The 13,536-nt window shown below is 53.8% G+C and carries 15 protein-coding genes; all 15 read left to right on the top strand.

Annotation, left to right across the window (positions count from 1 at the left end; genetic code table 11):
* Positions 1-5: 5 nt before the first annotated feature.
* Positions 6-638, top strand: a complete 633-nt coding sequence (locus Xsto_RS09010) for a phage virion morphogenesis protein (RefSeq protein ID WP_099124831.1) — start codon at positions 6-8, stop codon at positions 636-638.
* A gap of 66 nt (positions 639-704) precedes the next feature.
* Positions 705-1,355, top strand: coding sequence for a phage baseplate assembly protein V (locus Xsto_RS09005; RefSeq protein ID WP_099124830.1), 651 nt, complete (start codon positions 705-707; stop codon positions 1,353-1,355).
* Positions 1,355-1,696 (top strand): GPW/gp25 family protein, encoded by a 342-nt coding sequence (locus Xsto_RS09000; RefSeq protein WP_099124829.1) that lies wholly within the window; start codon positions 1,355-1,357, stop codon positions 1,694-1,696. The genes Xsto_RS09005 and Xsto_RS09000 overlap by 1 nt, the downstream gene beginning before the upstream one ends.
* Before the next feature lie 4 nt (positions 1,697-1,700).
* Positions 1,701-2,609 carry a baseplate J/gp47 family protein gene (locus Xsto_RS08995; RefSeq protein WP_099124828.1) on the top strand — a complete coding sequence of 303 codons (909 nt, stop codon included), beginning with the start codon at positions 1,701-1,703 and terminating at the stop codon, positions 2,607-2,609.
* Entirely contained in the window at positions 2,602-3,210 is a 609-nt protein-coding gene (locus tag Xsto_RS08990; protein ID WP_099124827.1) for a phage tail protein I, read from the top strand. The genes Xsto_RS08995 and Xsto_RS08990 overlap by 8 nt, the downstream gene beginning before the upstream one ends.
* On the top strand, positions 3,207-5,180 hold the full coding sequence (locus tag Xsto_RS08985) for a phage tail-collar fiber domain-containing protein (protein WP_099124826.1): 1,974 nt from the start codon (positions 3,207-3,209) through the stop codon (positions 5,178-5,180). Before Xsto_RS08990 ends, Xsto_RS08985 begins: the two co-directional genes overlap by 4 nt.
* 2 nt (positions 5,181-5,182) lie before the next feature.
* Positions 5,183-5,635, top strand: coding sequence for a tail fiber assembly protein (locus Xsto_RS08980; RefSeq protein WP_099124825.1), 453 nt, complete (start codon positions 5,183-5,185; stop codon positions 5,633-5,635).
* 174 nt (positions 5,636-5,809) lie between these two features.
* Positions 5,810-6,631: a DUF2829 domain-containing protein gene (locus Xsto_RS08975; protein ID WP_099124824.1), complete on the top strand. Its 822-nt coding sequence runs from the start codon at positions 5,810-5,812 to the stop codon at positions 6,629-6,631.
* 232 nt (positions 6,632-6,863) lie between these two features.
* Entirely contained in the window at positions 6,864-8,036 is a 1,173-nt protein-coding gene (locus tag Xsto_RS08970; RefSeq protein WP_099124823.1) for a phage tail sheath protein, read from the top strand.
* Between the two features lie 10 nt (positions 8,037-8,046).
* A complete protein-coding gene (locus Xsto_RS08965; protein ID WP_099124822.1) occupies positions 8,047-8,562 on the top strand; it encodes a phage major tail tube protein in 516 nt (171 codons plus the stop codon).
* A 26-nt stretch (positions 8,563-8,588) separates the two neighbouring features.
* Positions 8,589-8,906, top strand: coding sequence for a phage tail assembly protein (locus Xsto_RS08960; RefSeq protein WP_099124821.1), 318 nt, complete (start codon positions 8,589-8,591; stop codon positions 8,904-8,906).
* A gap of 14 nt (positions 8,907-8,920) precedes the next feature.
* Positions 8,921-9,037: a GpE family phage tail protein gene (locus Xsto_RS08955; protein WP_083600290.1), complete on the top strand. Its 117-nt coding sequence runs from the start codon at positions 8,921-8,923 to the stop codon at positions 9,035-9,037.
* Entirely contained in the window at positions 9,030-11,921 is a 2,892-nt protein-coding gene (locus Xsto_RS08950; protein ID WP_099124820.1) for a phage tail tape measure protein, read from the top strand. The genes Xsto_RS08955 and Xsto_RS08950 overlap by 8 nt, the downstream gene beginning before the upstream one ends.
* A 2-nt stretch (positions 11,922-11,923) precedes the next feature.
* A complete protein-coding gene (locus tag Xsto_RS08945) occupies positions 11,924-12,388 on the top strand; it encodes a phage tail protein (protein WP_099124819.1) in 465 nt (154 codons plus the stop codon).
* Positions 12,388-13,488 carry a phage late control D family protein gene (locus Xsto_RS08940; RefSeq protein ID WP_099124818.1) on the top strand — a complete coding sequence of 367 codons (1,101 nt, stop codon included), beginning with the start codon at positions 12,388-12,390 and terminating at the stop codon, positions 13,486-13,488. Before Xsto_RS08945 ends, Xsto_RS08940 begins: the two co-directional genes overlap by 1 nt.
* The last annotated feature ends 48 nt before the right edge of the window (positions 13,489-13,536 follow it).

Below are 13,536 nucleotides of genomic sequence, written 5' to 3'. Positions count from 1 at the left end.
TAAAGATGGATGATGACTTACAACCGCTGGACAGTGCTCTGACCACCTTACTCACCCAACTTTCCCCGGCCAGCCGTAAACAACTGGCCCGCGATATCGCCCGTGACCTGCGTAAAAGCCAGATGCAACGCATCCGTGCCCAGCGTAACCCCGATGGCAGTCGCTATAGCCAGCGCAAAGCGCAGATCCTGACGGTGCAAAAAGGCATGAAGTTTGTCTGGCGCGGGGAAACCCGCAGCCTAAAAAACTGGCAGTACCGCAAGGGCAAAAACGGGAAAGTGATCACCGGCTATGATACTGAGCGTAAAGGGCTGCGTACCTTCTACCGCAACGATATTCAGCAGATGCTGGAAAAGAAAACTGATCGCCTCCAGACGCGCAAGGGCAGCAAAAAGACCCGCATGTTTAAGAAACTGGCGACCGCACGTTATCTGCGTCTGTCAGCCAGTGATAAAGAAGCCGCGATTTTCTTTGCCCCGAAAGTGGCCCACGTGGCCCGGGTGCATCAGTTTGGCCTGAAAGAGCGTCAACGCGGCAAGCAGATTGAGGTGAAATACCCGGAGCGCCGTTTGTTAGGCCTGACTCCCCAGGATATTCAACATATCGAAGAACAAATTCTTGCCCACCTGACCCGCTGAACTGTATCAGGACTGGCACAAGCTCCCTATAGTGCAGGTGCATGGATTTAGTGCCATGTTGTCGGCATGAACACACAATATTCTCATTCCCAAACCACGGAACTGTTGCGCCGGCTGCGCAACCTGATCCGCACCGGCACTGTGACACAGGTCGATACGGCCCGCGGTCTGTGCCGGGTAGAAACCGGCCACCTTGAAACCGACTGGCTGAACTGGCTCACCACCCGCGCCGGACGTGCCCGTACATGGTGGGCACCCAGTGTCGGGGAGCAGGTGATTTTGCTGGCGATTGGCGGCGATCTCACCACCGCCTTTGTGCTGCCGGCCATTTTCTCGGATGCGTGTCCGGCCCCCTCGGCGTCTTCGGATGCGGTCCATATTGCCTTTCCTGACGGGGCAGTGATGGAGTATGAACCGAACAGCAGTGCCCTAACGGTCAGCGGGATTAAAACTGCAACGGTCACCGCCTCGGTCTCCGTGCAGGTGACCGCACCACAAATCACCTGTACGGCCAGTGAACAGATCACATTAGCCACCCCGATAGTCATGTGTACAAACCATCTGACCACCGGCAGTCTGGCGATCCGTCAGGGCGGGACGATGCACGGCAATATCATCCATACCGACGGCCAGTTCAGTTCTAACGGGGTGGTGGTCGATACGCATCACCATGTTGGCGTGCGTTCCGGTGATGGCACTTCCGGTGGGCCGGTCTGATGTTGTATTCAGGGATGAACCGCCAGACCGGGGCAGCCATGACCGAGATTGATCACTTGCGCCAGTCGGTCAGCGATATTCTGTTAACCCCCATTGGCAGTCGGCTGACCCGTCGTCCGTATGGTTCGCTGCTGTCGGAGTTAATCGACGCCCCGCAGAATCCCGCTTTACGTCTGCAACTGATGGCGGCCTGTTATACCGCTATCCAGCAATGGGAGCCGCGCATTGTGCTGACCGCCATCAGTGTGACCTCCGGCCATGCCGGACAAGCCACGGTGGAGATCCTCGGTTATTTTCAACCGTCCCGCGACCCCGTCACATTTTCCGTGCCCGTGAGGTGACCTGATGCCCACCATTGATTTAAGTCTGTTACCGCCGCCCGATGTGGTTGAACCACTGGATTTTGAAACCCTGCTGGCTGAACGTAAAGCGGCCCTGATTGCCTTGTATCCCTCCGACCAGCGCGAGGCCCTGACTCGTACACTGGCGCTGGAATCGGAACCCCTCACCAAGCTGTTGCAGGAAAATGCCTATCGGGAATTGTTGCTGCGCCAGCGCATCAATGAAGCGGCCCGTGCCGCGATGGTGGCGTTTGCCCGAGGCTCGGATTTAGACCAGTTGGGGGCGAATAACAATGTCAGCCGACTGGTGTTGCAACCGGCCGATAACACCGCCGTACCGCCCATACCTGCCGTGCTGGAAGCCGACGCCGATTTTCGCGTGCGTATCCCGCAGGCCTTTGAGGGCTTAAGCGTGGCCGGGCCGGTGGCATCGTATGAATACCATGCTCGCAGTGCCGATGGTCGCGTGGCGGATGCGTCGGTGATTAGCCCATCCCCGGCCTGTGTGACCGTCAGTATTTTATCCCGTGACGGGAACGGCGCAGCTAACGCAGAACTGGTCGATATCGTCAGCCATGCCCTGAATGACGAGAACGTGCGCCCGGTGGCCGATCGCCTGACGGTGCAGTCGGCCAAGATAGTCAACTATGCCATTGACGCGGTGCTGTATCTGTACCCGACGCCGGAATATGAGCCGATATTGCAGGATGCGCGGGCACGGTTGGCCCGCTATGCCGCAGAGCAGCACCGCATTGGCCGGGATATTGTCCGCAGTGCCATCTTTGCTGCCCTGCATGTGCCCGGTGTGCAGCGGGTCGAACTGAAAACACCGACCAAGGATATGATTTTGGACAAAACGCAGGCCAGTTACTGCACCTCTGCTCATATTACGCTCGGAGGTTCGGATGAATGACCGTCTGTTACCGGTCGGCTCGTCCCCGCTGGAAGTGGCCGCCGCTGAAGCCCTCAGCAGTCTGGCCGCTGTTCCCGTACCGATACGTGATGTATGGCAGCCTGACCGTTGTCCGGTCAGGTTATTGCCGTATCTGGCATGGGCATGGTCGGTTGACCGCTGGGATATGGACTGGCCGGAGCACGTTAAACGCGAGTCGATTAAAGCGGCGATGTTTGTGCATAAACACAAAGGCACGATTGGCGCTATTCGTCGGGTGGTCGAGCCGTTCGGCTATCTCATTCGCGTCATTGAGTGGTGGCAGAACCATGATGCGCCCGGCACCTTCCGCCTTGATATCGGCGTGATGGACAACGGTATCACGGAGGCCACCTATCATGAACTGGAACGCCTCATCTTTGATGCCAAACCCGCCTCGCGTCACCTGATTGGCCTGTCTATTCAGTTAGAAACCGGCGGCACGGCCTATTGTGCCGCGACCTGCTATGACGGCGATATGCTGACGGTTTACCCCTACGTGGCCGAATGTATTACTACCACTGGTGTGGATGTGGTGGGGGGCGGCATTCATCTGATTGACACACTAAGGATTAGCGCATGAGTACCAAATACTTTGCTTTGTTAACAAAACTCGGGGCTGACCGGCTGGCCAATGCCGCGGCACTGGGCACGAAAATTGAAATCACGCATATGGCCGTGGGCGATGGCGGCGGCAGTTTACCTACGCCGGATACCAACCAGCAAAAGCTGGTCAGTGAAAAACGCCGGGCGGCCATTAATGTGCTCAGTGTTGACCCGAAAAACACCCATCAGATTATCGCTGAACAGGTTATCCCGGAAAGCGAAGGCGGTTGGTGGATACGGGAAATTGGTCTGTTTGATAAGGACGGGGTATTGATTGCCGTCGGCAACTGCGCCGAAACCTACAAACCGCAGTTACAGGAAGGCTCCGGGCGCACCCAGACCATTCGCATGGTGCTGATTGTCAGTCACACTAACGCAGTGACGCTGAAAATTGACCCGTCGGTGGTGCTGGCAACCCGTGAGTATGCGGATACGGTGGTGGCGAAGGCCATCAGCGAACATGAAAAAAGCCGCCGGCATCCTGATGCGACATTGAAAGAAAAAGGGTTTGTTGTTCTGAATAATGCCACCGACAGCAACAGCGAAGCGCAGGCGGCAACGCCGAAAGCGGTAAAAACAGCGTATGAATGGGCAACTGCGGTAAATAATAACGCCAATGGTCGTCTCGAAAAAGAAAAGAACGGCGCGGATATTCCAGATAAAAACATTTTTATCAATCATCTCGGATTACGGGGAACCGTAGAACTGGCGGCTAACGCGCTGGATAAACGGACGGGCGGGACAGTCAGTGGCTCGGTCACCGTTGGGCAATTAATTACCCCCTCACTGACGATAGGGAGTGGTGGCGTTTATGACGGCAACCAGGATGCGGCGAGTTTTGAGGGCAACAACATAGAAATTCGTTCATGGTACGGCGTGGGCTTTAAATCGACACACAATAATCCCAATGATGTCACCGCCATTTATTTCAATACCCGCAATGGTGATATTGCGTCTCAGGGCAATCTTTCCATTCTGAAGAATGTTTCAACAAAGGGAAAAATGAGTGCTGATGAAGGGGTTATTGTAGGGACTGAAGCACAGAATGCGTTACTGACTCCATGGGGGGATCTTCGTGGTGCCACATGGGGTGGCTGGCTCAGTCATTGGTTGAATGACAGGATTGCCGAGGTCAATACCAACGTCAATAACCGGCTCGAAAAAGCGCAGAACGGGGCGGATATTCCCAATAAACCCGAGTTTGTTAATCATCTTGGGTTGACAAAAACCGTAGAACTGGCAGCTAACGCGCTGGATAAACGGACGGGTGGGACAGTCAGTGGCGCGGTCACCGTTGGGCAATTAACGACCCCCGCACTGACGATGGGGAGTGGTGGCGTTTATGACGGCAACCGTGATGCGGCGAGTTTTGAGGGCAACAATATAGAAATTCGTTCATGGTACGGCGTGGGCTTTAAATCGACATACAATAATCCCAATGATGTCACCTCCATTTATTTCAATACCCGCAATGGTGATATTGCGTCTCAGGGCAATCTTTCCATTCTGAAGAATGTTTCGGCAAAGGGACAAATGACTGCTGATGGAGGGTTTATTGCAGGCGATGAATCACAGAATGCGTTACTGACTCCATGGGGAGATATTCGTGGTGCCACATGGGGTGGCTGGCTCAGTCACTGGTTGAACGCCTCGTTTGCCCGAAAGAATTCTGGGGTCTTTAGTGGTAAAGGCTGGTTTAAAGATGAGTCGACAGGACTGATTATACAGTGGGGGGCTGAATCGGAAAGTAACAGAAACTTCAATTTCCCCCACATGTTTTCCGAAGCTTGCTTTGTGGTATTAGTCACTAATTCAACTTCACAGGGGGCACGTATCGATAACGCGTTTGGCTATCCGGTGAATAATTCGGAGTTTTATGCCGCGACAAAACGAGAAGATGGCCTGGTTAACGGTTTTCCGGTGGCATGGCTGGCAATTGGGAGGTAACAATGAAAAATATTCAACATACTAAAACAAAACGAAAATTCGATAATGACTGGTTTTATAGTGCCGCTGAAAATGGTTTTGTTTACCGGCCGTATGATGAACAGGGTGCTTATCCGGACGACGTGAAACCGATCACCGATGAATTGTACAAAAAAATGTTTGCCGGCCAGTCAGCCGGTAAGCGGATAGTGGCAGGGGCGGATGGCCTGCCTACCTTGATGGAGTTACCGCCGCCAACTCCCAATGAATTACAGCAACAGGCGGAATCTGAAAAACGGCAATTACTGAGAGCGGCCGCAGAACACATTGATATCTGTCAGGATGCGGTTGATTTAGATATCGCCACGAAAGCCGAGAAATCTGCATTAATCACATGGCGTAAATACCGTGTGCTGCTCAACCGGGTGGATTGTTCAGCCGCACCTGATATTGACTGGCCTAAACCACCAGAATAATTATCGCGTTAAATCTTGTCTTTCCCTGTATGGCAAAGTAGACAACGGTCATCAATTAAAATATTCACGCCGATTGATTATGCTCTTCTGGCTGATAGATAACAGGTAGGCAGTGGGGAGGTCAACGCTTCATTCACTGCCCACCTGCGTAATGAATAGTAAGGAAAAAAGTAAATGGCTGAAGAGATGAAAACCGTAAATACCAATCCTGAGCATGAATGTCAGATGAACCCTAACGATTATCAGGTGGAGCAGATTATTGCGCCGGTGGGGTCGTTCTGGTGGGCATTGGTTCAATTGAAACAGGGCAAGAACGTGCGTCGTCGTGACTGGGCAGAAAAAGAACAACTGAATTTTGTACCCCGTAAAACGGATACTGACGGTCAGTTCGATTATTTATCCCATATTGATAAACGCAATCAACACGGTAACTGGGCACCGTGGCAGGCGGTACAGGAAGATTTGCTGGCTTGTGACTGGGTGCAAGTGGAAAGCGTTCCCGAAACAGGCGATAATAGGCTGGTGTTTGACCTGACGTCAGGTACGTTCACAATAGCATCTGTGCCTCAATATCCTCATTTTTATGGATATACAGATACAATGATGGGGTATCCAACTATCCCTGTGACACTGGGATCCTTATCAGTCGCTCAAAATACCACTGTGATTGACAAGATAATGAATATCATGTGGGAAGAGCCTAAAGATAACCAATCGTCGCTGGCATTGTATTGGTATGTCAAAGATGCGCCGTCTATAGTGAGCGATTCTGACAGTGCTGATAAGGTGGGTGAGTTATTTAAAAAAGCCCTGAGTATCACGGTGGAAGGCGTCACCTATCACTTGGGTGTCCCCGAAGTCAGCTCAATTCAGGATGGCTATCGTTTCAAATATGTTTATAACGTGGACGCTGCACTGCGGGCAGAAGCTCAAAAATTCAGTGCGCTACTGAAACAGGTTGACCAGACTAAACGTTATTCCTGCGCGTGGAATTAATCGCGCGCTACCTTAAGGTTGCGCTCAGGCGCAGCCTTTTCATCGCATCAAACAAGGCGATTGCGCCATACCTTAGCAGTGAGTAATACAGCGTCCTGATTCACCCGTCGGAATTTCTCTTACTGGTTGGGTCTTCTTCCCGTTGTACCAGCCCCCACACTACCCCCATCACGGGCATTTTATTGTCACACCGACCACCATAGCGCTATCCCTTTTACCGGAGTAATTGGCTATGGCCCAGGACTATCACCATGGCGTGCGTGTGCAGGAAATCAACGAAGGCACCCGCACCATTACCACTGTCAGTACCGCGATTATCGGCTTAGTGGCCACCGCCGACGATGCTGACCCCAACACTTTTCCCTTAAATACCCCGGTCTTGCTGACCGATGTGCTGACTGCCAGCGGCAAAGCGGGGGAAACCGGCACGCTGGCCCATGCGTTGCGGGCGATTGCCGAGCAGGCGAAACCCGTGACCGTCGTCGTGCGTGTGGCGCAGGGTAAAACCGAAGCCGAGACCACCACGAATATCATTGGCGGCGTGACTGCGGAGGGCAAAAAAACCGGCATGCAGGCGCTGTTAGCGGCGCAAAGTCAGCTTGGAGTGAAACCGCGCATTCTGGCCGTGCCCGGCCACGATACCCTGCCGGTGGCACAGAAACTGGCCGGCATTGCCCAGCAACTGCGCGCGATGGCGTATGTCAGCGCGTATGGCTGTAAAACGATTTCACAGGTGATGGACTACCGCAAAAACTTTGGCCAGCGTGAACTGATGCTGATATGGCCGGATTTCTTAAGCTGGGATACGGTTGCCAAGCGTACCGCCACGGCGTATGCCACTGCCCGTGCGGTGGGGCTGCGCGCCAAGATTGACGAAGAGAGCGGCTGGCATAAAACCCTGTCCAACGTTGGCGTGAATGGCGTCACCGGTCTGTCCGCTGACGTGTTCTGGGATTTGCAGGATGTGGCCACCGATGCCAACCTGCTGAACCAGAACGATGTCACCACCCTGATCCGCAAAGACGGCTTTCGTTTCTGGGGGTCGCGTACCTGTTCAGACGACAAGCTGTTCCAGTTTGAAAGCTACACCCGCACCGCACAGATACTGGCCGACACGATGGCCGAGGCCCATATGTGGGCGATTGATAAACCGCTTACCCCCTCACTGGTGCGTGACATTATCGAAGGCATCAATGCCAAGCTGCGCGAGCTGAAAGCCAACGGTTACCTGATTGACGGGCAATGCTGGTATGACGCCAGCGTCAACGACAAGGACACCCTGAAAGCGGGCAAGCTCTATCTCGATTATGACTATACGCCGGTGCCGCCATTGGAAAACCTGCTGCTGCGCCAGCGCATCACCGACCAGTATCTGATGAATTTCGCCAACAGCGTCAACAGCTAAGGGACAACACATGGCATTCCCACGCAAACTGAAATACTTAAACCTGTTTAACGACGGCAACAACTATCAGGGCATGGTGGAAGAACTGACCCTGCCGAAACTGAGCCGCAAGCTCGAAGCCTATCGCGGCGGCGGCATGAACGGTGCAGCCCATGTCGATCTCGGTCTGGATGATGGCGCACTGGATGCCGAATTTACGCTCGGCGGGGTGGAAGCCCAGCTGTACAAACAGTGGGGTATCGCCAAAGCCGACGGCGTCATGCTGCGCTTTAACGGCTCGTTTCAGCGTGACGACACCGGCGAGGTGATCGCCGTGGAAGTCGTCATGCGCGGGCGCTTCTCGGAGTTTGATCCCGGCAACTACAAACAGGGCGACAACACCCAGACCAAAGTCAGCGCCAAAAATACCTATTTTAAACTGACGATGGACGGCGACGTCCTGATTGAAATCGACACCATCAACATGGTGGAAATCGTCGGCGGCGTCGACCGTCTGGAAGCCCACCGCCGGGCGATTGGCCTGTAATCCCTCACCCCTAAGGAATCTGAATCATGACTGAACAAACGACCTTACCGCAGACTGAACAAGCCACCGTGACATTGGAAGAGCCGATTGCCCGTGGCACGACCACGATCACCGATATCATTATCCGCAAGCCGACCAGCGGGGCCCTGCGCGGCGTGCGTTTGCAGGCGCTGATGGAAATGGACGTCGATTCCATGATGCTGGTCTTGCCCCGTGTCACTGCACCGGCGCTGACCAAAAATGATCTGCTGCTGATGGCCCCGGGCGACCTGATTAACCTGAGTGTCGAGGTGGTCAATTTTTTGTTGCCGAAGTCGGTGAAGTCCGATTTCCAGACAGCTTAACCCCGGACGAACTGGTGGCGGATATCGCCACCGTCTTTCACTGGTCGCCCGCCGTGACCGCCGACATGTCCCTGCCGGAATTATTAGAATGGCGTTACCGGGCCATCAAACGGAGTGGTGCCGATGAGTGATCGTAATCTGCGCCTGCAAGTCGTGTTAAATGCCGTGGACAAACTGACCCGGCCTTTTAGCAGTGCGCAGGAAACCAACAAGCGGCTGGCGGAGACTATCAAGCAATCACGCCAGCAACTGCGCGAGTTAAACCAGCAGGCCGGTAAGATTGACGGTTTTCGCAAGACCAAACGTCAGTTGGCCGACGCCGAACAGGCTTACCAGCGCGCCAGCGAGCGGGTGACCGCGTTAAGCCGGGCGTTCAATGCCACCGCCAACCCGACCCAAACCCAGATCCGGCAACTCCAGCAGGCTAAAAATGCTGCCAGTAAACTGAAAGACAAAACCCAGTCCTTAAGTCAGTCCCTGCAACGCCAGCGTGATGCCCTGCGCGAGAGTGGTATCTCAACTCACCGGCTCGGGGAGGCCCAGCGGCGTATTAACGGGGATATCAGCCGCACCACCGGCGCACTTGAGCGACAGCAGCAGCAATTGGAACGGCTGCGCCAGCAGGAACAGCGCATGGCGGCGGCCAAATCCCGCTACCAGAAAATGAAGGACGTGCGTAATCAGGTGGCGACGACAGGTGCAGCCGCCACCGCCGCTGGCGTGGGGACACTCTATAGCGCCAAGCGCGTGATGATGCCGGGCTATGATTTTGAAGTCGGTATGTCGAAAGTACAGGCACTCACCCGCCTTGATAATAATTCACCGGAACTCAAGAAACTGCGCGAGCAGGCACGGGAATTAGGAAAATCGACCCAGTTCACCGCCAATCAGGTGGCACAGGGGCAAAGTTTTTATGCGATGGCCGGTTTTAATCCCGATCAAATCCGTAAAGCCATGCCCGGTACGTTGTCCATGTCACTGGCAGGCGATACTGACCTCGCTACTACAGCGGATATTGGCTCCAATATCCTGACCGGTTTTAAACTGAAATCCGATGATATGGGCCGCGTCAGTGATGTGCTGGTCGGGGCGTTTACCCGTTCGAATACCAACCTGACGATGCTGGGCGAAACTATGAAGTATGTGGCGCCCGTCGCCGCTGGTCTGGGTGTGGATATTGAAACGGCCGCTGCGGCAACAGGGAAACTCGGGGATGCCGGGATTCAGGGCAGTATGGCGGGCACCGCCTTAAGATCTATTCTAGGGCGATTGGCCGAACCGCCAACCGCTGCCGCCAAGGCGCTGAAAAAATTAAGCATTCAAACCAAAGATGCGAAGGGTAACCTGCGCGCTTTACCGGATATTCTGACTGAGCTGAATGCTAAAACCGCCAAAATGGGGAATGCCGAACGGGCGGGTATCTTTAAGGCCATTGCCGGAGAAGAAGCTTTTTCGGCTTTATCCGTTCTGGCCGATCAGGCGGGTTCAGGGGAGTTGCAAAAACTCACCAAAGAACTGAAGAACGCACAAGGTGAAGCGAAGAAAGTCGCCGATACTATGACAAACAATCTGGACGGCGACCTGAAAGCATTGTCGTCTGCATGGGAAGATCTCGGCATCCAAATCTTTGGCGGCGTGGATAGCCCATTGCGTGGAATTACCAAACGCATTACCCGTATTATCAGCAAAACAGGGGAATGGATGAAAGCCAACCCTGAGCTGACCAAAACCTTAACGATGGTTGGGATTGGGTTAGGCGTGATATTAACCTTATTTGGCGCGATCACTCTGGCTTTGGCAGCCTTGTTGGGGCCACTGGTGATGGTGAGATTTGGCCTGAGCGTGTTGGGTATCAAAGGTGCCGGCTCTATGGGACGGCTGCGCAAGGGCGCTTCCCAGCTGGGTAAGGGATTGATCTGGATGAGTCAGAAGGGAATGACCGGTATTAAATTGCTGGGTAAAGGGATGCAGTGGATGGGTAAGCGGGGGCTGGCTGGGGCTAAATTGCTGGGCAAAGGCATGTTGTGGATGGGTAAGATGAGTCTGGCCGGATTAAAATTATTGGGTCGTGGTCTTCTCTTTCTGGGCAAGGGGATCATGTGGCTGGGCCGTCTGATGCTGATGAATCCCATCTTACTGGTTATCAGCCTGATTGCGCTGGGCGCTTATCTTATCTGGAAAAACTGGGACAAGCTGGGGCCGTGGTTTAAACAACTCTGGGATAATATCTCTGAGTATGTTTCCACCGCATGGCAGAACATCAAGCAAAAGATCAGCGGCAAGTGGGAAGAAATCAAGCAGGACACCCGGAACAAATGGGACGGCATCAAAAAGACGATTTCCGACAAATGGAATGAAATTGTTGAAGACACCAAGAAACTGCCGGAAAAATTTAAGCAGTTCGGTACGGAAATTATCGAAAAACTCATCAACGGCATCAAAGAGAAATGGAAGTCCCTGAAACAGAGCATTGCCAATCTTGGGACAGAGCTTAAAGACGCCATCACCCCGGATTTTATGAAAACACAGACGGCCAAACCGGACGTGAAACAAGCGCTGGATGCCTATCACAACACGAACAATGCCAACCCGATGGCCGGGTTTTTCGGGGCCTTTGATCGGGGCGGTGCTATCCCCGCCGGTAAATTCGGGCTGGTCGGGGAGCATGGCCCGGAACTGATTAACGGCCCGGTGCGCGTCACCAGCCGTCGACAGACTGCGGCACTGGCCAGTATGGCTGCGGCGGCGCTGTCAATGGGCGTTTCTACCGTCAGTGCCCAACCCGCACCGCTGCACCCTTACAGCCTGCCGGCGACGCAATACCAGAATGCCGGGCTTACGGTTAACCATTCAACCCAGCACAGTGATCGCCCGGCCTATGAAATTCATATTCACCCCACACCGGCACAATCGGCGCAGGATATCGCACAGGCGGTCGCCCGTGAACTGGATCGCCGCGAACAACAGCGACGTGCCCGCGCCCGCAGTGCTTTTGCTGACAGAGAGGAATTTTAACCATGATGGCCGCCCTCGGTTTATTTGTCTTTATGCTGAAAACCACCCCTTACCAGAGCCTGCAACACCAGCAATCATGGCGTTACGGCTTTAACAGCCGGGTCGGTGCCCGTCCGGCCTTTCAGTTTATGGGACCCAACAATGACACCATCACCTTATCCGGCAGCCTGTATCCAGAAATCAGCGGAGGCCGCCTGTCGTTACTGGCCCTGCAACTGATGGCTGACAGCGGTAAAGCGTGGTCGTTTCTGGACGGGCACGGCATGATTTATGGCATGTTTATTATTGAAAGTATTGACCAGACCAAAAGCGAATTCTTTGTTGATGGCGCGGCCAGAAAGATTGACTTTACGGTCACCCTGCGCCGCGTGGATGAGAACTTAGGTGAGATGTTCGGTGATCTGCGTAGCCAATTGTCTGACCTGAAAACCAGTGCCACCAACAAACTGAGTGGAATGATCCCCTGATGGCTTTACCAAAAATTGACTGGATAACGGGCGATACGAACACACCGGTGTATATCCTCAGCGCGGGGGATAACAATATCAATGCCCGCATTCAAAAGCGCTTAATGTCCCTGACTCTGACGGATAACCGCGGCTTTGAGGCTGACCAGCTCGATATTGAACTGGACGACAGCGACGGCCTGCTGGCATTACCCCGTCGGGGGACAACACTGTCATTGCATCTGGGTTGGCAGGGGGAAACGCCTGTCCATAAGGGTAAATTTATTGTTGATGAAATTGAATACAGCGGTGCGCCGGATAAAATCACCGTGCGCGCCCGTAGTGCCGATTTTCGGGCGAGCCTCAATCTTAGCCGGGAATTCTCTTACCATCAGAAAACCCTCGGTGACATTGTGCGCACCATCGCCATGCGCAATCACCTGAAAGCGGAAATCGATAACCAACTGGCCGGCATTACGTTAAACCACATTGACCAGACTAACGAATCTGACGGCAGCTTCTTAACCCGGCTGGCCACACAGGAAGGGGCGATTGCCACGGTCAAGAACGGCTACCTGCTGTTTATGCAACAGGGGAACAACACCACCGTCAGTGGCCGCCCATTGCCAACGGTGATCATCACTCGTCAGTCCGGTGATGGGTATCGTTTTTCACTGGCTGACCGTAGCGCTTATACCGGTGTCTCGGCCAGCTGGCTGAATACCCGTGAACCGAAGCAAAAAACCCCGGTGACGGTCAAACGTCGGAAACGCAAAGCCACACCGCAGAAAAAAGAAGAAAAACAGGGAGATTATCTGGTGGGCAGTGAAGGGAATGTGTTCATCATGAAACACACCTACGCCAATAAGGCCAATGCTGAACGCGCAGCCAAAGCCGAGTGGGAGAAAATTCAGCGCGGTATCGCTTCGTTCTCTATCCAACTGGCGAAGGGCAGGCCGGAATTGATGCCGGAAATGAAAGTCAGTGTCAGCGGCTTTAAACCGCAAATCGACGGCACCGACTGGACGCTGGTCACTGTTACCCACACCTTAAATGACAGTGGGTTAACTTCCGCTTTAGAACTGGAAGTCAAAATCTCAGATGCTGACATGGGCGTCTGATTTGTTATAATCGCGCCATCGCCTAACACAGCTGGCGCTTTCCTGATT

It is taken from the genome of Xenorhabdus stockiae, assembly GCF_002632825.1.
Taxonomy (GTDB): domain Bacteria; phylum Pseudomonadota; class Gammaproteobacteria; order Enterobacterales; family Enterobacteriaceae; genus Xenorhabdus; species Xenorhabdus stockiae.
Note: the sequence above shows the minus strand (reverse complement) of the source record. Positions and strands in the feature narration are given on the sequence as shown.

Excerpts from the sequence above, each read along its gene's own strand:
- Xsto_RS09010 (WP_099124831.1), top strand. The coding sequence starts at position 6 with ATGGATGATGACTTACAACCGCTGGACAGTGCTCTGACCACCTTACTC.
- Xsto_RS09005 (WP_099124830.1), top strand. The coding sequence starts at position 705 with ATGAACACACAATATTCTCATTCCCAAACCACGGAACTGTTGCGCCGG.
- Xsto_RS09000 (WP_099124829.1), top strand. The coding sequence starts at position 1,355 with ATGTTGTATTCAGGGATGAACCGCCAGACCGGGGCAGCCATGACCGAG.
- Xsto_RS08995 (WP_099124828.1), top strand. The coding sequence starts at position 1,701 with ATGCCCACCATTGATTTAAGTCTGTTACCGCCGCCCGATGTGGTTGAA.
- Xsto_RS08990 (WP_099124827.1), top strand. The coding sequence starts at position 2,602 with ATGAATGACCGTCTGTTACCGGTCGGCTCGTCCCCGCTGGAAGTGGCC.
- Xsto_RS08985 (WP_099124826.1), top strand. The coding sequence starts at position 3,207 with ATGAGTACCAAATACTTTGCTTTGTTAACAAAACTCGGGGCTGACCGG.
- Xsto_RS08980 (WP_099124825.1), top strand. The coding sequence starts at position 5,183 with ATGAAAAATATTCAACATACTAAAACAAAACGAAAATTCGATAATGAC.
- Xsto_RS08975 (WP_099124824.1), top strand. The coding sequence starts at position 5,810 with ATGGCTGAAGAGATGAAAACCGTAAATACCAATCCTGAGCATGAATGT.
- Xsto_RS08970 (WP_099124823.1), top strand. The coding sequence starts at position 6,864 with ATGGCCCAGGACTATCACCATGGCGTGCGTGTGCAGGAAATCAACGAA.
- Xsto_RS08965 (WP_099124822.1), top strand. The coding sequence starts at position 8,047 with ATGGCATTCCCACGCAAACTGAAATACTTAAACCTGTTTAACGACGGC.
- Xsto_RS08960 (WP_099124821.1), top strand. The coding sequence starts at position 8,589 with ATGACTGAACAAACGACCTTACCGCAGACTGAACAAGCCACCGTGACA.
- Xsto_RS08950 (WP_099124820.1), top strand. The coding sequence starts at position 9,030 with ATGAGTGATCGTAATCTGCGCCTGCAAGTCGTGTTAAATGCCGTGGAC.
- Xsto_RS08945 (WP_099124819.1), top strand. The coding sequence starts at position 11,924 with ATGATGGCCGCCCTCGGTTTATTTGTCTTTATGCTGAAAACCACCCCT.
- Xsto_RS08940 (WP_099124818.1), top strand. The coding sequence starts at position 12,388 with ATGGCTTTACCAAAAATTGACTGGATAACGGGCGATACGAACACACCG.